Raw genomic sequence first — 16,694 nt, 5'->3', positions numbered from 1 at the left:
CTCACTGTGGATGCGATAGATCGAGCAATTATCACCGAGCTGGAGCGCGAGGGGCGGCTGACGAACGTCGAGCTGGCCCACCGGGTCGGGCTCACCACGGGGCCGTGCCTGAGACGCGTCCAGCGGCTGGAGGCCGACGGCGTCATCCGCGGCTACCGGGCCGTCATCGACCCCGCCGCCGTGGGGAGGTCCTTCGAGGTGCTGATCGACCTCACCCTCGACTCGCAGGACGCGGGGACCGTCGAGCGCTTCGAGCGCACCCTGGCGCAGGCCGGGGAGGTCGTCGAGCTGCGCCGCCTCTTCGGCACCCCCGACTACTTCATGCGCGTGGCCGTCGCCGACCTGGCCGCCTACGAGACCTTCCTCAGCCAGTACGTCATGACGATCCCCGGCGTGAGGGGTGTCACGTCGAACTTCACGATGAAGAACATCAAGTCGGCCCCGTGACGGCCGCTAGATCCAGCCCTCCTCCCAGGCGCGGTGGGCGGCCGCGTGGCGGGAGGTGACGCCGAGCTTGGCCATGGCTCCCGACAGGTAGTTGCGCACGGTCCCCGGCGCGAGGTGGACCTGGGCGGCGATCTCCTTGACGGAGGCGCCCGAGCGGGAGGCGCGCAGCACCTCCAGCTCGCGGCCGGTGAGCGGGCAGTCGTCCTCGGTCAGCGCGGAGGCGGCGATGTCGGGGTCGACGTAGCGGCGCCCGGCCGCCACATCGCGGATGATCTCGGCCAGCCGGGCCGCCGGCGTCGTCTTGGGCACGAACCCGCTCACCCCCGCCGACAGGGCCCGGCGCAGCACGCCGGGGCGGGCGTGCCTCGTGACCAGGATGATCTTGGTGGGGAGTTCGGCCAGGATCTCCCCGGCCGCGCGCAGCCCGTCGGCCGGGGGCATCTCCAGGTCGAGCACGGCGATGTCGGGCCGGTGCTCGCGCGCGAGGCGCACCGCGTCGGTCGAGGTGGCCGCCTCGGCGGCCACCTCGAGGTCCTCCTCCAGGCTCAGCAGCGCCGCGAGCGCGCCCCTGATGAGGTCCTCGTCGTCGGCGATCACCAGCCGGATCATCACGCCTCCGAGTCTCGCGTACGTGGCGTGCGGCCGTCCACCGGCAGCGTGGCCGTCACGGTGAACCGGTCGCCGGCGTGTTCCCAGGTCAGCTCGCCCCCGGCCGCGGCGAGCCGCTCGGCCAGGGCGGTCAGGCCCGTGCCGGAGCCGGCCGGTCGGCGGGCGCCGTCGTTGGCGACGCGCAGCCGGGCCAGGCCGCCGGCGACCCGGTAGCCGACCTCGGCGTGCCGTGCCCGGCTGTGGCGCAGCACGTTGGTGGTGGCCTCCCGCATCACCAGGCCCAGCAGGTGGCGGGCGGTCTCCGGCAGGCCCGCCGGGCCGGAGGGGTCCGAAGGGTCGGCGGGGTCGACGGGGTCGGCGTGCGTCGTGGCGTCGATCCCGGCCGCGGCGAGCACCCCGGTGGCGTTGGCGATCTCGGCCTCCAGGGTGGTGCGGCGGTAGCCCTGCACGACGGCGCGGGTGTCGCGCAGCGCGTCGGCGGCCAGCCGGCGTACCTCCTGCATCTCCGCGGCGGCCCGGGCCGGGTCCGCCGCCGCCAGCCGCGCGGCCAGCTCGCTCTTGAGCGCGATCACCTGCAGGTGGTGGCCCTGGATGTCGTGCAGGTCGGCGGCGAAGCGCAGCCGCTCGTCCTTGACCGCCAGCTCCGCGGACAGGCGGCGGGCCTGGTTCAGCCGATCGGCGACGTCCCAGGACCACAACATGCCGAGGGTGACCCAGCCGGTCAGGGCGACCAGCCCGGCAGGGAGGGCGGCGGCGAAGAGCGGATCGTCGCCCAGGGCCAGCGCGACGCCGCCGCCCGCGACGCCGGCCGCGCCCGCCGCGGCGGCGACCAGCGCCCATCGGCGCCCGGCCGGCAGGTACGTCGCGGCGATCGAGACCATCGTCGCCGGCGCGAAGGACCAGGCCCCGTACCCGCGGGCGGCCAGCAGCACCCCGCCGAGCACGGTCGCGCCCGCGCAGCCCGCGGCCAGCCACACCGCGGGCACGCGGCCCGGTGACCCGCCGGGATCGCCGCTCAGGCGGCGGCCGAACAGGACCGCGGCGGCCACGGCGGTGACGGCCAGCCCGCCCGCGGCGGGCGGCCTGGCCGCCGCGGGCACACCCGGATCCAGGATCCACGGCCCGCTGCTGAAGATCAGGAGGGAGCCGGTGAGGAGGATCAGGGTCCACCACGTGAAGCGGCGGAAGCTCCGCAGCCCCGTATCGGCCGGCAGGTCGCGCACGCGGCCATTCTCGCAGCAGTGCGGGTCCCGGCCGCCGCATGACAGATGTCATCAGACCGGGTGACACATCGAGGCCTGCACGTGCGGTTCCGGCCCTGTCGCGGGCGATCCCGCTCGGCCAGGCTGAACGTGGGACGGATACCCCGCCCCCCTATCAGGAAGGAACCGCGTCATGGCGAACTCGCACCTCACGGACGAGACGGCGGCACGGAGCGCCGGGCATGAGGAGCCCGACACGGACCGCAGGACTCGCACGCACTGGGCTCGTTTCCTGGCGAACCGCTGGCCCACGGCGCTCGCCCTGGCCATGACCGCCCTGCCGTCGAGTGGCGGGGGTGAGGGCACGGGTGCGGGCGCTGTGGGCGTCTTCGCGCAGGTGCTGCCCCTGCTGCCGCTGCTGTACCTGGTCGTCGCCAAGCTGGGAAGGCGTGCGCTCACGTGGCCGCTGCTCGGCGCGGGGGTCGTCTCCGTCGTCGGGCTGCGGATGCTGGACGTGGTCGCGATCTCCACCGTCTACGTGTCGATCGCCCTGGTCGTGCTGGTGTGGGGCGCGCTCGACGGCCACCTGCGACGGACCGGCGAGTTCCGGCTGCAGGCGCTGGGCTGGGCGGTGTTCACGGCGCTCGCGCTGACCGGGCTGGTCGCCGACCCCGACCTGGGCCGCTACGTGATCGCGGCCGGCTGGTTGCTGCACGGCGTGTGGGACTTCGTCCACCTGTGGCGGAACAGGACCGTGGCGCGTTCGTTCGCCGAGTGGTGCGGCGTCGTGGACGTCGTGGTCGCCGTGCAGCTGGTCGTCCTGGTGTGACGGGACCTCATGCGGGGGCGGCGCCGCTTCCGGCGGGTATCCACTGCAACTGCGCGCAGGAATGCCCGGCGGCGCTGGAACATCGCGGACTGGTGATCGACGATGGAGGGCCGTAAGCACCCCATCAACGGAAGGCCGATGTCATGCGTTCACGCTTATGGGCCGGGCTCGCCGTCACTGCCATCGCGGTGCTGCTCACGGCGCAGCCCGCGGCGGCCCAGGCGACGGTGGAATTCTCCGCCGACTCCGGCGACCAGTGCCGCTACGGCGTCACCGAGGGCACGCTGGAGTGGGTCGAAGGGCCCGTCATCCGGCCCACGGTCCGGGTCAAGGGCACCGTGTCGGACAGCGCCGGCTCGTCGATCTGCGCCCCCGACGAGATGCACTCCCGCGCCACCTACACCGCCTACAACGGCGCCACCGTCGTCGACTCCGGGGAGGCGAAGGCGGACGACGAGACCGCGGAGGTCTCGATCGGCCTGTCCGACCCGACCGGAGTCACCTCCATCGACCGCGTGGTCGTGCAGGTGTGCCGCTACAGCAACTCCCCGTTCGGCACCAGCTACTGCGGCAGGGCGGCGGAGTACAAGATGCCCTGAGCCGTGAAAAGGGCGGCATCCCCTGCCGGATGCCGCCCCCGCGCTCTTGCCCAGCGCGTGAGCTTACTTGACGCCGCAGGTGGGAAGGCGGATCGACGGGGAACACGATCGCTTGGGGGGCGTCATGGTCACGTCGCGAGGCGTCTTCAGGCGCAAGCCGGTGGAGCAGATCGCCACCGAGCACGAGGGGGAGCTCGCCAGAACGCTGGGGTTGTGGCAGCTCACGGCCATCGGCGTGGGCGGCATCATCGGCGCGGGCATCTTCGCGCTGGCCGGCGCGGTCGCCAACGAGACCGCGGGACCCGCCGTGCTGGTGTCGTTCCTCATCGCGGGCGTCGCCAGCGCCGCCGCCGCGATGTCGTACGCCGAGTTCGCCGGAATGATCCCGAAGGCCGGGTCCGCCTACACCTACGGGTACGCCGTGCTGGGGGAGATCGTCGGCTGGTTCATCGGCTGGGACCTGCTGCTGGAGTACACCGCGATCGTCGCGGTCGTCGCCATCGGCATCTCCGGCTACTTCGGCTTCCTCGTGCAGCAGCTGGGGTTCGAGCTGCCCCCCTGGATGCTCGGCGCTCCCGGCACCGGGGAGGGGCGGGTCGTGGACCTGTTCGCGGTGCTGCTCTGCCTGTTCATCGCCTTCCTGCTGAACCTCGGCATCCGCAGCGCCGCCCGGTTCGAGACGTTCGTGGTGGGGGTGAAGGTCGCCGTCGTGCTGCTCGTCATCGTGGTCGGCTTCTTCCACATCAACACCGCCAACTACCACCCCTTCTTCCCGTACGGGATCGGCGGGGCCATCACCGGGGCCGCCACCGTGTTCTTCGCCGTGTTCGGCTACGACGCGATGAGCACCGCGGCCGAGGAGTCACGCGACGCGCGGCGGCACATGCCCAAGGCGATCATCTACTCCCTCATCATCGCCATGGTGCTGTACGTGCTGGCCACGCTCGTGCTGACCGGCATGCAGAACTACCGGGAGATCGACCCCGAGAGCGGCTTCTCCTCGGCGTTCGCCTCGGTCGGCCTCTCCGGGCTGGCGTCCGTGATCGCGGTGGGAGCCATCATCGGCATCCTCACCGTGATGTTCACGTTCATGCTCGGCGTCACCCGCGTGTGGTTCTCGATGAGCCGCGACGGGCTGCTGCCGCAGTGGTTCGCCAAGGTGCACCCGGTACGGCGGGTGCCCTCGCGCGTCACCTGGATCGTGGGCGCCGCCTCCGCGGTGATCGCCGGGTTCCTGCCGATCCGGGAGGCCGCCGAGCTGACGAACATCGGCATCCTGCTGGCGTTCGTGGTCGTGTGCCTGGCCGTGATCGTGCTCCGCTACCGGCAGCCCGGGCTGCACCGCGAGTTCCGCACCCCCGGGATGCCGGTCGTGCCCGCCGTCGGGGTGGTCTTCTCGATCTGGCTGATCACGTTCCTGGACCCGGTGACGTGGCTGCGCTTCGCCGTCTGGTTCCTGATCGGGCTGGTCATCTACTTCGCCTACAGCCGCAGGCACTCCGCCCTGGAACGGTCGCCGGCCGGGACGGGCGAGCGCTGACGCGCCGTCGAGCCGTCCGGCTGGTGTCCTGCTGTGTCGGCGATCACACCGTGAAGGTGTCACGAAGCGAAGGTCGCAGGCGTCAAGAGAGGGACATGACCCTCACAGGCAAGGAATGACCATGCCGAAGACCCGCACGGCTCTCCTGCGCGACCTGCACAAGCCCGGCGACCCGCTGATCCTGCCCAACGTGTGGGACGCGGGCAGCGCCACCGTCGTGGCCGAGGCCGGCTATCCCGCCCTGGCGACCGCCAGCGCGTCCATCGCCGCCCTGCTGGGACGCGACGACCACGAGGGCGCACCCGTCGGCGAGATGTTCGACATCGCCGCCAGGATCATCAGGGCCGTGGACGTGCCGGTGAGCGTCGACGCGGAAGCCGGCTACGGCCTGCCGCCCGGCGAGCTCGTCGAGCGGCTGACCGCCATCGGCGCGGCCGGATTCAACATCGAGGACACCGACCACCGGGCCGGGGGACTGGTCGACGCCGACGCGCAGGCCGCGCGCATCGCCGCCCTCCGCGAGGCGGGCCCCGACCTGGTGATCAACGCGCGGGTCGACGTGTTCCTGACCGGCTCCACCTCGACCGAGGAGGTCGCCGAGCGCGGGCGCCGTTACCTTGAGGCCGGCGCCGACTGCGTCTACCCCATGATGGCCCCGTCGGAAGAGGTGGTCGGCGACCTCGTCAAGGCCGTCCCCGGGCCGGTCAACGTCGCCTGCATGCCCGGCATGGACCTGGGCAGGCTGGCCTCCCTCGGCGTCGCCCGCGTGTCCTTCGGCCCGCTGACGTACCTGACCGCGCTGGAGGCGCTCAAGACGATGGCGGCTCGCATCCGCGCGGGTCAGGACCCGTACGGGGCCTGACCCGCGGCGGGCGGGCGGGAGCCTCCGCGGAGGTTCCCGCCCGCCCGGACCCGGTCAGGCGGACGTGCGGCCCAGGGCGCGCAGCTCGTCGGGGGAGAGCGCCGAGACGTTCTGGTCGATGGGGGAGTCGGAGTACTGGTGGATGGTCCAGGTCTTCCAGTCGGCGGGCGGCGTCACCGTGCCCTTCGGCTTGCTGTAGTGGGCCACCCACAGCGGGTACTCGGCCAGGCCCTTGCCGTAGGTGTCGGCGAAGTTCCAGCCGCTGTAGAACATCGGGGTGACCCCGGTCTCGGCCTTCACGTGCGACAGCCACGCCTTGGCCCAGGCGTTGACCTCCTCGACGGACTTGCCGTCGGTGGTCTCCAGGTCCAGCACCAGCAGGTCGCCGGGCTTGGAGGGCTGGGAGTTCACCATGGACAGGAAGTGCTCGGCCTCGGCGATGGGGTCGTTGCCGGGGTGTGCGTAGTGGTACGCCCCGCGCACGATGCCCTTCTTGCCCAGCTCGCTCCAGTGCCTGGCGAAGGCGGCGTCGCGGAAGTCGGTGCCCTCGGTGGCCTTGATGATGCCGAACTGCGCGGGGCTGGCGGCCCAGTCGTGCAGCGGCTGGTGGTTGGACACGTCCTGGCCGTAGGTGAGCGTGCGCTGCTCGGCCGCCTGGGCCGAGCCCGGCTCGACGGGCGACGCGTGCGCGGGCAGGTTCGCGCCCGCGATGGCGGTGGTCCCGGCCAGCAGGGCGCCGGCGGCGGACAGGGTGAGACGTCGCGTGAGTTCGCGCATGGGGGGGATCGACTCCTTGCTTCCATGTGCCTACCGGGTTAGCTGACGGGTTCGGGCTTGGAAGTGCCCTACGCGCGCAGCCCTCGGCTGGCGTGCGATTCACCCCGGAAAGGTGGGTCCCCGGCTCCGCGCTGTGCGGATTCGGCCTGTCAACGTCGCGGCAAACGGTTCGGCAAGCGTTCGCCTGTGCCGTATGCCGTAATCCCAAGAAGGTATATAACGCCCCATAAACGCTGCAAGTGGTACAAATCCCCAGGCAATGTCGTTTGCCATAGTAAAGCCCTGGATCGCCGCTCTCGCAGGCGTTCCAGGGCTTTGGCAAAGTTTTTCCGGCACCGTACGCGGGTCCCGCCGGAACGGGGCCCGTGATACTCCTGTGACGTGAGCGGGCGGGCGTACCGCCTTCCGGCGCCGGGGCTCTCCGCCTACCGTTGCCCGGCGAGCCAGTCGTCGAACGTGGTCGGCGCGATGCGCGCGCCCTCGCCGGGCAGCAGCACGTCGCCCGCCATCGCCGGGCCGAAGATTCCCGACCACGTCGGCACGAGCCGCACCGTACGGCCCCGCGCCTCGTGGGTGCGCCGGGCCATGTCCACCAGGTCCTGCGGCTCGGGGCCCGCGACGTCGGCGTACCGCCCCCGAGGCTCCCCGGTCGCGAGCTCGGCGAGGACGCCGGCCACCTCGGCGGGCGCGATCGGCTGCACGAGCAGCGGCGCGATCGTGGCGACGCCGTCCTGCTCCGTCCAGCCCGCCACCATTTCGGCGAAGTCGTGGAACTGCGTGACCGGCACGATCGTCCACGGCACCGGCCCGGCGGCCACGAGGCGCTCCTGCTCCCGCTTGCCGGCGTAGTGGGCGTTGCCCTCGACGCGATGGATCCCGACGATCGACAGCAGGACGTGGTGGCGCACCCCCGCCCGCTCCTCGGCGGCCAGCAGGTTGCGCGTGGTGGCGCCGAAGAACGCCACCGTCTCCTCCGGGCCGGCCGCCGGCGCGTTGATGGCGTCGACGACCGCCTCCGCACCGGCCAGGGCGTCGTCGAGCCCGACGCCGGTCGCCAGGTCCACGCCGAGCGAACGGCTGATGCGCACGACCTCGTGGCCGTCGCGTTCAAGGGCCGCGACGGTGAGCGCCCCGATGTTCCCGGTCGCGCCGGCGACTGCGATCCGCATGATGATCCCTTCAATCATGGACTAAACAGATCCATAATAGCTGCGATAGAATCGGAGCGTGAAGCTGCCCGTGAGCACCGAGTGGGTTCTGCACTGCGCGACCACGCTGGCCCAGCTCGAGCCGGGCGCCAGCGCGTCGGCGGCGCAGCTCGCGCTCCACTACGACCTCCCGGCGGCCTACCTCACCAAGCAGCTCAAGGAGCTGGTCAAGGCCGGGCTGCTGGCCGCGTCCACCGGCCCGAGGGGAGGCTTCCGGCTGGCGCGGCCCGCCGCCGAGATCACGCTGCTGCAGATCGTCGAGGCCGTCGACGGCCGGTCCACGCCGTACGAGTGCCGCGAGATCCGTCAGCAGGGACGCGGCGCGCTGCCCCCGGAGGAGTGTGAGCGCATCTGCGTCCTCGCCGAGAAGATGGCCGACGCCCACCGGGCATGGCGGGCCAGCCTCGGCGACGTCACCCTCGCCGACATCCTCGCCGAGCTGCCGGAGTGGGCGCCGGCCCGCACCCGGCAGCGCCTGTCGGGCGCCACGTAGCCGGAGGCCGGATCGCGGGCTCGCCGCGCATCGGGCGGAACAGCCGGCCGTTTCCCGGCATGTCCTGTTACGCGACGGCGCCGATCGGGTCCGGCGTGCCGATCAAGCGGCGCGGTCCCAGAATTCGGCGAGCAGGCCGTTCAGCGTCTCCGGCGCGTCCGCCTGGGGGCAGTGGCCGGCGCCGGAGACCGCCGTGTGACGGCCGCCGATGCGTTCCGCGGTGATGCGGGCGCAGGCCATGAGCGGGACGCCCCCGCGCTCTCGGTACAGCTCGGGCTCGCTCTCCCACGTCCCTGAGACCACCAGCTTGGGGAACGCGGCCACCCGCAGCGCGGCGAGCGGGATCCCGGCCTCCCAGCACACCCGTTCGCGCAGCGCGGTGCCTGCGGCACGCAGCCGCCGCTCGCTCGCCTCCAGCGGCGCGCCGCCGGTCGAGCCGACGGAGGCCTGCAGCCACTGCTCCGGCGTCATCTCGGGAAGCTCGGCGTAGGCCGTGCGGTTGGCGCGCAGGGCGTCCGCCACGGCCGGGTCGTCGGCCGCGGCCTGATAACAGCCGGGCTCTACCAGGGTGAGCGAGCGCACCGCGTCGGGGCGGCGGGCGGCCGCGATCATGGCACCCACCCCGCCGTACGAGTGGCCGACGAGGTGTGCGCCGTCGCCGAGCAGCTCGGCGATGTCGTCGGCGTCGGCCAGGTAGTCGCTGGGGAACCTCTCACCGGCATCCGGGCTGCGGCCGTACCCGCGCCGGTCCATGAGCAGCAGGCGGAAGCGGCCGGCCAGCGGCGCCTGGGCGGCGAAGCCGTAGTCGGGATCATCGCCCCAGCTGGTGGAGCCGTGCACGAAGAGCACGGGCGGCGCGCCGTGCGGGCCCAGCTCGGTCACGTGCACGCTGCCCCGCAGTGGCCCGTTCGCACGGAACAACGGCGTGGCGGTGGGAGGGGACATGTCACTCCTATACAGCGTTCAATCTCTTAAACACTGTATAAGGGCGCTGAACGATGAACGTCAACCCGGGGTACGGTGATCCCGTGTCCTCCGCAGACTTCTCCGACGGGTCCGTGTGGCTGCGTCCTCAACGGCCGCCGCGCGACCGCCGGCTCACCCGGGACCAGATCGTTGACGCCGCCGTGACCGTGCTCGACTCCGACGGGCACCGCGGCCTGTCGATGCGCCGGATCGCCGCCGACCTCGGGGTGACCGCCGGGTCGCTCTACTGGTACGTGCGCACCAAGGGCGACCTGCTCGAACTGGCGCTGGACCGCGTTCTGGGAGAGGTGTGCGCCGTGCCCGAGGAGCCGGACTGGCGGCGGGCGCTGGCCACCCTGGCCCGCCACAACCGCGACATGCTGCTGCGGCACCGGTGGGCGCTGTCGGAGCTGACCCTCCGGCCGAACCTGGGGCCGAACGCGCTGGCGCTGGCCGAAAGACGGTTGCGCCTGCTGGCCCGTGCCGGGTTCGCCGACGCGGACCTGGACGCGGCGATGGCGACCGTCAACGACCACGTGGTCGGGTCGGCCATCGCCGAGATCGCCTGGCGCGACACACTGGCGCGCATGAGCGAGGCCGGAACCGGCTGGGACGAGCGGGCCGCGGGATTCGTCCGCGAGATCACCGATCGCCACCCGCTGCTGGCCGGCAGGATGGCCGCCACCAGCGAGATCGACGTGGAGCGCGAGAGCGAGCGGCGGTTCGAGTTCGCCCTGGAGTGCCTGCTCGACGGCCTGGCCGCCCGCCGCGCCGCCGGCAAGGGGACCGCCGGGTAGCGGGACGCGGGCCGCCCAGGTGCTGCTCCGGCACCTGGGCCATCCCTCGGTTCGCCAGGTCGAGGGGGTCGCGGTCACGCGCCAGGGGCGTGCGGGGTGAAGCGGACGAACGGTATGTGCCGCCCCACCTCCCGGTAATCCGCCACGCTGCCGTCGACCGCGAAGCCCATGATCTTGCAGAGCTGGCGGGCGGCGGCGGGGTGGCGGGGCGCGTACGCGGCCATGATCTCCGCGCCCTGCTCGTCCGGGATCGGCGCGGCGGTGGCCCGCAGGGCGCGTCCCCCCACGTGCAGGGTCACCTCGGGATCGGCCAGGACGTTGCGGTACCAGTCGGCGCGCCGCCCGAACCCGGAGGCCGCCACATAGCCCCGCTCGTCGCGCTGGACGACCTCGATCACGGCCTGGCGAGGCCGGCCGGAGACGCGGCCGGTGTGGGTGAGCAGCATGATCCGCTGCCCCAGCAGCCGGCCCAGGCCGACCCGGTACAACGCGATGGGAAGGCGCCACAACCTGCGGCGCAGCCCGGTCGGCGGCGCGGGCTTGTTGACGATCTCCATGTCCGGTCCTTTCGAGGTCGGGCGTGTGCGGCGGAAAGGGAGCCCTTCGCCGCGCTCACGAGGGGTCAGGCGTCGCCAGCAGGTCCTCCACCGCGGACAGTGCCGCGCCGACGGGAAGGTCGCCGTCGATCATGTAGTGCAACATCAGCCCGTCGATCGCCGCGACGACCAGCGTGGCGACGCCGTCCCGGCGGTCCGTCGTCCAGCCGGGGCGCGCCCCGCGCAGACGGTCGGCGATCAGCGCGCGGGCCTGGCGCAGCTCGTCGCGGAGCACCACGCCGAGCGCGGGATCGCGGGTGGCGCCCGCGATCAGCTCGGCTGCCAGCCGGGTCGTCTGGTCGTCGCCGGTCGCCTGGGGCAGCAGGCGCCGCACGGTCGCCAGGGCCGCGCGCTCGTCCGCGGCCTCCAGCAGCTCGGTGACGAGCGGGCCGAGGATGAGTTCTGTGGCCTGCCGGAAGATCGCCGTGTGGAGCCCGGCCAGCCCGCCGAAGTGATAGTGGATCAGGCCGGGATTGGTGCCGGCCCGCTGGGCCACGGCACGGGTCGTGACGCCCTGCCAGCCGTCGTCCCGCAGCACCGCGATGCCGGCCGCCACGAGTTGCTCGCGGCGGCGATCCCCGCGCGGCGAATTTGGTCGGTCGGCCAAGTTGGTCATACGGCCAAACTAGCAGAAGGGCCCGGGAACGGAAAGCGCGACCAGCCCCGCCTAGGGTGGAGATCATGATTGCCATTCGGAGCGCCTCGCCCGGGGACGTGGCGGCGATCGCCGAGCTGATGGCCCGCCGCCGGGAAACGTACGAGCAGTACCAGCCGGTCTTCTGGCGGCGCGCGGCCGACGCGCAGGCCCGCCACGCCGCCTTCCTCGCCACGCTGGTGGAAGACTCCAAGGCCATCTGCCGGGTGGCCGAACGAGAAGGCCGCTTCGCCGGATTCGCCATCGCCTCGCTCGTGCCCCCGCCACCGGTGTACGACCCGGGCGGGCCTGCGTGCACGCTCGACGACTATGCCGTGGCGGACGACGGTGACTGGGCCACGATCGGCACCGACCTGCTGCGCGCGGTCACGGAGGAGGCCAGGCGGCGCGGGGCGGTCCAGGTCGTGGTGGTGTGCGGCCACGCGGATGAGGCCAAGCGCGAGGCGCTCCGCCTGGCCGGGCTGTCCATCGCGGCCGAATGGTGGACCGCCCCGCTGTGACCGCGGCCCCGGCGTCAGGAGCACCCAGGTCGCGCCCGGCGTCGAGCTGACCCCGGCCGGCTCGTCGTGCGGGTGCCGACGGCGACGGCCAGGCGAATGCTCGCCTCGGACGCCGCGCACCTCTGCCAGGAGCCTCCAGGAGGAGCTGAGCCGCACGGCCCCATGACCCCGGATGACCGTGGCGCGGCGTCCGGGTTCATGGGGTGCCGCGCCACGGTCAGGGGTGGCTCAGCCCGCGCTGCAGGAGACGGACGGCCAGGTGTGGTTGCCGTTGTGCTGGATCGTCACGCCCCAGTTGTTGCCGTTGCCGTTGGGTCTGGCGTTCAGCACCTGGGAGCTGGGATAGCTGGCGCTGATGTTCCACGTGGCGATGATCTTCGCCGGAGACGGCACGTTCATCGTCACGGTCCAGTTGCTCGAACCGCTGACCGACACGGAGAGGTTGTACCGGTCGCTCCACTGCTGGCCCGCCGACAGCGTCGCCGTGCAACCGCCCGGGTTGCCGGGGTTGCCGGGGTTGCCGGGGTCGGGGTTGCCGCCGCCGGAGCCGATCGTGATGTTGGAGTTTCCGCTGCTCTGGTAGCCCTCGGTGGCGAGGATCATGTAGTCGTGGCTGCCCATGTTCATGCCGTTACGGGCCCACGCGTCGAAGTGGTTGCCCGAGGTGATGCTGCCGCCGGTCCTCCTCTGCTGCCGGACGCTCCAATACTGGTCGAACGTCCTGGTGCCCTCGATGGAGGGGGCGTTGTAGCGCGTCGTCTTGTAGATGTCGTACGTGCCGCCGTCGCTGGTGACCGTGCCCCGGTATTCGCCCGTGGGCCGGTAGCTGCCCCAGTTGTCGACGACGTAGTACTCCACGAGCGGGTTCCTCGTCCACCCGTAGAGCGTCAGGTAGGCGTTGCCCGACGGGTTGAAGCTGCCCGAATAGCTCACGGTCCTGCGTCCGCCGGTGCTCCAGCCCTTGCCGGCGACGAAGTTCCCGGTGTTCCTCCATGAGGTGCTGTAGTTGCCGCCGGAGCCCAGCTCCATGGAGACCGTTCCGTTGCTGTCGGTCCAGAACGAGTAGAAGTAGCCGTTGTTGGTGCCGGTCTGGTTGGAGGTGATGGCCGCGTTGGCGACGGACGGCAACATCGCGGTGACCACGGCGAGCACCACGGCTCCTGCCCGGGCGGCGAACAACCTGGCGCGGCCGCGTCTGCGGCGGGGGGTGGGGGCGTCGTTCATGTGCGTGCTTCCTCCTCGTGAGGGCTCGCTGGGGGCGGGCAGCGACAGTGTTCGTCCGACCCTGGCGGGCTGTCAACGACGCCCGTTCGAACGTGGGTTTTCGGCCGGTAGGCGGTGTCTTTGCCGGGCATCTTGCCTGGTCGGCGGGCATGGCCGGCGAGTCGCGCCGAGCCAGGCTTATGAAACTTTCAATATCTATCCGAAACATTCGGTGCGCACGATGACGGGCCGGCCGGCGCCGGATCGAGCTCTGCCCGGGCTTTCCTGGTTGCCCGAATCCGGTCTGTGTGCACTTCGACGCAGACGCGCGGGCGGGTCCGGCGCAGAGTGGTCCTCGCAAGCCAGGACGTCCGAACGGCGGAACACCGGGCCGGGCGCCGCAGTCTGACAAGCAGGCCCGCCGCCGAACCATGAGCGACAGCACGATCACCTCGACCACCAGCAGGACGATGGCCGTCCTCGGAACGATCGCCGCCCTGGCCGGCGGTGTCCTGACCACCGGCCCCATGACCGGCACGGCCCAGGCCGCGCCGGTCGCGGGGGCCGCGGCGCAGGCGAGCGCTCACCCGTACGACGGGAAGGACCCCTACCGGAGCGGATGCGCCAGGACCAAGGTGAACACCGGGAAGAAGGCCTCGCTGAAGAACGAGGTCGGTGACCGGCTGGGCACGATCCGGCTCTACTACTCCCGCCACTGCGGCACCAACTGGGGAGAGGTCTCGGTCTCCGAGAGCGGCACCGGCACCATCACCGTCTTCACCAGCTCCAAGAGCAGATCCTTCACCTACCGGGCAGGCAACGGCGGCCACCACTGGGGCAACATGGTCCACGCTCCCAGCGGCGTCTGCGCCAAGGCCACGGGCAGCGTGACGTTCGGGATCGGCCGCGCCGGCAAGGGCAGCGGCACCACGGGGAGGGCGTGCGGCTGATCCGACGCGTTCCGGATGCGGGCCGGCCGGCCTGGCCCCGGCACCATGGCGATGTGGTGCCGGGGCCAGGCCCATGCCCGCGCGCCAAGCCTCGCGATCACCCGTTGCCGCCGCCCGCGACGTCGACGACCCAGACGACGCCGAAGCGGTCCCTGAGCATCCCGTAGAGCGCGGACCACTGCGCGGGCGCCAGCGGCTGCACGATGTCGGCTCCGGCGGAGAGCTTCTCCCAGTACGCGGAGATCTCCTGCGTGGTCTCGCCGCGAAGGGAGAGGAAGAAGGCGTTCTCGCCCTGGTTCCACGGCATGTGCGCGGGCACGTCGTACGCCATCACGTGAAAGCCGTCGCCGGCGAGCACCTGGCCCCACGTCACCTGGTCCGCGTCGGCGGGATCCCGCACGTTTCCGGCGTCCTTGTACGTGATGACCGCGAGGTCGCCCCCGAACACGGACTGGTAGAACTCGAGCGCCGCGCGGGCCTCGCCCCGGAAGTTCAGGTGGGTCACGGACTTGACGGCCATGTCTCGGCTCCTAGCCTCTTGGATTGTCGTTCTCCGAACGCCGTTGTCCGGCGCGAGAGTCACCGTCGCAGCGGTAGCGGCCAGGGTGTGGCCGCTACCCGGGGCATCATGGAATCATGCCGAAGACCTCAGCCCGGCTGCTGTCGTTGCTCTCGCTGCTCCAGGCGCGCCGGGACTGGCCGGGGGCGCTGCTGGCCGAGCGGCTCGACGTCAGCCCGCGCACCGTGCGCCGCGACGTCGACCGCCTGCGCGAGCTGGGTTATCCCATCGTGGCGTTCAAGGGACCCGACGGCGGTTACCGGCTCGACGCGGGCGCGGAGCTGCCTCCGCTGCTGTTCGACGACGAGCAGGCCGTCGCTCTGGCCATCGCGCTCCAGATGGCGGCCACCACCGGCGCCGGTATCGAGGAAGCCGCGGCACGCGCGCTGAACACGGTCCGGCAGGTCATGCCCGCACGGCTGCGCCGCCGGATCGACACCTTCCAGGTCACGGCCGTCGAGCGGCCCGCGGTCCGGCCCGGCGCGCAGGTCGGCGGCGGCGTGCTCATGGCGCTCAGCGCCGCCGTCCACGGCCGCGAGGTGCTGCGCTTCGACTACGCTCCCGTGGCCTCGCCGGGGGTGGACGGCGAGGGCATGGGCGATCCGCCGCGCCGGGTGCAGCCCCATCATCTCGTCACCTGGGGCGGGCGGTGGTACCTGGTCGCGTGGGATCTCGACCGGGACGACTGGCGTACTTTCCGCGCCGACCGGATCACCCCGCGCACCCCTGCGGGGCCCCGCTTCACCCCGCGCGAGCTGCCCGGAGGTGACGTGGCCGCCTTCGTGGCCGGCAGGTTCCTGGGCTCCGGGGGCGCCGGGGGCTGGCCCTGCCGCGGCGAGGTGATCCTCGGGGCGCCCGCCGCCGACGTGTCCCGATACACCCGCGACGGGGTCGTCGAGGAGCTCGGCCCGGACCGTTGCCGGCTGGTCCTGGGCTCGTGGTCATGGACCGGTCTGGCCGCCGCCATCGGCAGGTTCGACACCGCCATCGAGGTCGTCGGCCCCGCCGAGCTCAAGGACGCCTTCGCGCACCTGGCCCGCCGCTACGCCACCGCCGCGACCGCGAGAAGTTGACGAGATCGACCCGGCTGTGACATTCTGAAGGCGGCAGCGAGGTTGACACTAATATTAAGTGTAGACATTCGTTTCTCTTCTGCGTTATGCTGCTTCCCTTGCGCTGCCCTCTGACGGCCCGGCTTCTGCCGGGCGCTTTGCGTGCGCGCAGTTCGATTCCATCCGTGCCTTCCGGAAGGACTTCTGTTGGCAGCCTCGCGCAACGCCTCCGCCATACCCGCCGGTCCCCGTCGCGTGTCATTTTCGCGCATCCAGGAGCCTCTCGAAGTTCCTGACCTTCTCGCTCCGCAGACCGAGTCGTTCGACTGGCTGCTCGGCAACGAGAAGTGGAAGGCCCGGGTGGAGGCGGCCGGCCAGGCCGGGCGCAGGGACGTCCCGACCCAGTCGGGTCTCGAAGAGATCCTCGAGGAGATCAGTCCGATCGAGGACTTCTCGGGGACGATGTCCTTGTCGTTCCGCGACCACCGGTTCGAGCCGCCGAAATACTCGGTGGACGAGTGCAAAGACAAGGACATGACCTTCTCCGCCCCGATGTTCGTGACGGCGGAGTTCATCAACAACACCACCGGTGAGATCAAGAGCCAGACGGTGTTCATGGGCGACTTCCCGCTCATGACGCCGAAGGGCACGTTCATCATCAACGGCACCGAGCGTGTCGTCACCTCACAGCTGACCCGTTCGCCCGGCGTCTATTTCGAGCGCAACGTCGACAAGACGTCCGACAAGGATCTGTACGGCTGCAAGGTCATCCCGTCCCGGGGTGCCTGGCTGGAGTTCGAGATCGACAAGCGCGACAGCGTCGGTGTGCGCATCGACCGCAAGCGCAAGC

19 protein-coding genes, 1 pseudogene and 1 riboswitch are annotated in these 16,694 nt (G+C 71.7%); of the genes and pseudogenes, 11 read left to right on the top strand and 9 right to left on the bottom strand.

The features are described 5' to 3' along the window. Positions 1 to 6 precede the first annotated feature (6 nt). Entirely contained in the window at positions 7 to 447 is a 441-nt protein-coding gene (locus ABGB14_RS45265; RefSeq protein WP_347650073.1) for an Lrp/AsnC family transcriptional regulator, read from the top strand. A 6-nt stretch (positions 448 to 453) separates the two neighbouring features. Here ABGB14_RS45265 and ABGB14_RS45260 read toward each other — a convergent pair whose 3' ends face one another. Together ABGB14_RS45260 and ABGB14_RS45255 are read right to left on the bottom strand one after the other, a co-directional pair. Further along, positions 454 to 1,056, bottom strand: a complete 603-nt coding sequence (locus tag ABGB14_RS45260) for a response regulator transcription factor (protein WP_347650144.1) — start codon at positions 1,054 to 1,056, stop codon at positions 454 to 456. Next, on the bottom strand, positions 1,056 to 2,279 hold the full coding sequence (locus ABGB14_RS45255; RefSeq protein ID WP_347650072.1) for a histidine kinase: 1,224 nt from the start codon (positions 2,277 to 2,279) through the stop codon (positions 1,056 to 1,058). Before ABGB14_RS45255 ends, ABGB14_RS45260 begins: the two co-directional genes overlap by 1 nt. 172 nt (positions 2,280 to 2,451) lie before the next feature. Between ABGB14_RS45255 and ABGB14_RS45250 the strand changes: the two genes are divergently transcribed. From ABGB14_RS45250 to ABGB14_RS45235, 4 genes are all read left to right on the top strand, one after another. Next, the gene (locus tag ABGB14_RS45250; RefSeq protein WP_347650071.1) at positions 2,452 to 3,087 is read left to right on the top strand and encodes a hypothetical protein; all 636 of its coding nucleotides are present in this window, start codon (positions 2,452 to 2,454) and stop codon (positions 3,085 to 3,087) included. Positions 3,088 to 3,230: 143 nt separating this feature from the next. Beyond that, positions 3,231 to 3,686 carry a hypothetical protein gene (locus ABGB14_RS45245; RefSeq protein ID WP_347650070.1) on the top strand — a complete coding sequence of 152 codons (456 nt, stop codon included), beginning with the start codon at positions 3,231 to 3,233 and terminating at the stop codon, positions 3,684 to 3,686. Positions 3,687 to 3,810: 124 nt separating this feature from the next. After that, positions 3,811 to 5,226, top strand: a complete 1,416-nt coding sequence (locus ABGB14_RS45240) for an amino acid permease (protein ID WP_347650069.1) — start codon at positions 3,811 to 3,813, stop codon at positions 5,224 to 5,226. Positions 5,227 to 5,347: 121 nt separating this feature from the next. Next, positions 5,348 to 6,088: an isocitrate lyase/phosphoenolpyruvate mutase family protein gene (locus ABGB14_RS45235; RefSeq protein WP_347650068.1), complete on the top strand. Its 741-nt coding sequence runs from the start codon at positions 5,348 to 5,350 to the stop codon at positions 6,086 to 6,088. Between the two features lie 54 nt (positions 6,089 to 6,142). Here the strand turns inward: ABGB14_RS45235 and ABGB14_RS45230 are convergent, their stop codons facing one another. Both ABGB14_RS45230 and ABGB14_RS45225 read right to left on the bottom strand, forming a co-directional pair. Next, positions 6,143 to 6,865 carry a GH25 family lysozyme gene (locus tag ABGB14_RS45230; RefSeq protein WP_347650067.1) on the bottom strand — a complete coding sequence of 241 codons (723 nt, stop codon included), beginning with the start codon at positions 6,863 to 6,865 and terminating at the stop codon, positions 6,143 to 6,145. Positions 6,866 to 6,878: 13 nt separating this feature from the next. Next, a riboswitch (cyclic di-AMP (ydaO/yuaA leader) is annotated at positions 6,879 to 7,022 on the bottom strand. A 268-nt stretch (positions 7,023 to 7,290) separates the two neighbouring features. Further along, positions 7,291 to 8,034, bottom strand: a complete 744-nt coding sequence (locus ABGB14_RS45225) for an SDR family oxidoreductase (protein WP_347650066.1) — start codon at positions 8,032 to 8,034, stop codon at positions 7,291 to 7,293. Between the two features lie 58 nt (positions 8,035 to 8,092). Between ABGB14_RS45225 and ABGB14_RS45220 the strand changes: the two genes are divergently transcribed. Further along, positions 8,093 to 8,566: an Rrf2 family transcriptional regulator gene (locus tag ABGB14_RS45220; protein ID WP_347650065.1), complete on the top strand. Its 474-nt coding sequence runs from the start codon at positions 8,093 to 8,095 to the stop codon at positions 8,564 to 8,566. Positions 8,567 to 8,668: 102 nt separating this feature from the next. On the opposite strand, the gene ABGB14_RS45215 is transcribed toward ABGB14_RS45220, so the two are convergent. Then, the gene (locus ABGB14_RS45215; protein WP_347650064.1) at positions 8,669 to 9,511 is read right to left on the bottom strand and encodes an alpha/beta hydrolase; all 843 of its coding nucleotides are present in this window, start codon (positions 9,509 to 9,511) and stop codon (positions 8,669 to 8,671) included. An 83-nt stretch (positions 9,512 to 9,594) separates the two neighbouring features. On the opposite strand from ABGB14_RS45215, the gene ABGB14_RS45210 reads away from it, so the two are divergent. After that, positions 9,595 to 10,329, top strand: coding sequence for a TetR/AcrR family transcriptional regulator C-terminal domain-containing protein (locus tag ABGB14_RS45210; RefSeq protein ID WP_347650063.1), 735 nt, complete (start codon positions 9,595 to 9,597; stop codon positions 10,327 to 10,329). Positions 10,330 to 10,403: 74 nt separating this feature from the next. Here the strand turns inward: ABGB14_RS45210 and ABGB14_RS45205 are convergent, their stop codons facing one another. Together ABGB14_RS45205 and ABGB14_RS45200 are read right to left on the bottom strand one after the other, a co-directional pair. Beyond that, the gene (locus ABGB14_RS45205; protein ID WP_347650062.1) at positions 10,404 to 10,886 is read right to left on the bottom strand and encodes a nitroreductase family deazaflavin-dependent oxidoreductase; all 483 of its coding nucleotides are present in this window, start codon (positions 10,884 to 10,886) and stop codon (positions 10,404 to 10,406) included. A 55-nt stretch (positions 10,887 to 10,941) separates the two neighbouring features. Further along, positions 10,942 to 11,541, bottom strand: a complete 600-nt coding sequence (locus ABGB14_RS45200) for a TetR/AcrR family transcriptional regulator (protein ID WP_347650061.1) — start codon at positions 11,539 to 11,541, stop codon at positions 10,942 to 10,944. A 65-nt stretch (positions 11,542 to 11,606) separates the two neighbouring features. Between ABGB14_RS45200 and ABGB14_RS45195 the strand changes: the two genes are divergently transcribed. After that, positions 11,607 to 12,080 carry a GNAT family N-acetyltransferase gene (locus ABGB14_RS45195; RefSeq protein ID WP_347650060.1) on the top strand — a complete coding sequence of 158 codons (474 nt, stop codon included), beginning with the start codon at positions 11,607 to 11,609 and terminating at the stop codon, positions 12,078 to 12,080. Between the two features lie 228 nt (positions 12,081 to 12,308). On the opposite strand, the gene ABGB14_RS45190 is transcribed toward ABGB14_RS45195, so the two are convergent. Continuing rightward, complete coding sequence (locus ABGB14_RS45190; RefSeq protein ID WP_347650059.1) at positions 12,309 to 13,304, bottom strand: glycoside hydrolase family 11 protein; 996 nt, start codon at positions 13,302 to 13,304, stop codon at positions 12,309 to 12,311. Between the two features lie 410 nt (positions 13,305 to 13,714). On the opposite strand from ABGB14_RS45190, the gene ABGB14_RS45185 reads away from it, so the two are divergent. Continuing rightward, positions 13,715 to 14,233 (top strand): DUF2690 domain-containing protein, encoded by a 519-nt coding sequence (locus ABGB14_RS45185; RefSeq protein WP_347650058.1) that lies wholly within the window; start codon positions 13,715 to 13,717, stop codon positions 14,231 to 14,233. A 97-nt stretch (positions 14,234 to 14,330) separates the two neighbouring features. Here the strand turns inward: ABGB14_RS45185 and ABGB14_RS45180 are convergent, their stop codons facing one another. Next, positions 14,331 to 14,753, bottom strand: coding sequence for a VOC family protein (locus ABGB14_RS45180; RefSeq protein ID WP_347650057.1), 423 nt, complete (start codon positions 14,751 to 14,753; stop codon positions 14,331 to 14,333). A 116-nt stretch (positions 14,754 to 14,869) separates the two neighbouring features. Between ABGB14_RS45180 and ABGB14_RS45175 the strand changes: the two genes are divergently transcribed. Continuing rightward, a complete protein-coding gene (locus ABGB14_RS45175) occupies positions 14,870 to 15,865 on the top strand; it encodes a WYL domain-containing protein (RefSeq protein ID WP_347650056.1) in 996 nt (331 codons plus the stop codon). Positions 15,866 to 16,051: 186 nt separating this feature from the next. Further along, a pseudogene (locus ABGB14_RS45170) lies at positions 16,052 to 16,694 on the top strand (DNA-directed RNA polymerase subunit beta); the annotation flags it as partial.

It is taken from the genome of Nonomuraea sp. B10E15, from assembly GCF_039871615.1.
GTDB lineage: Bacteria > Actinomycetota > Actinomycetes > Streptosporangiales > Streptosporangiaceae > Nonomuraea.
The sequence above is the reverse complement of the archived record's forward strand: the minus strand, read 5'-3'. Positions and strand labels throughout refer to the sequence as shown.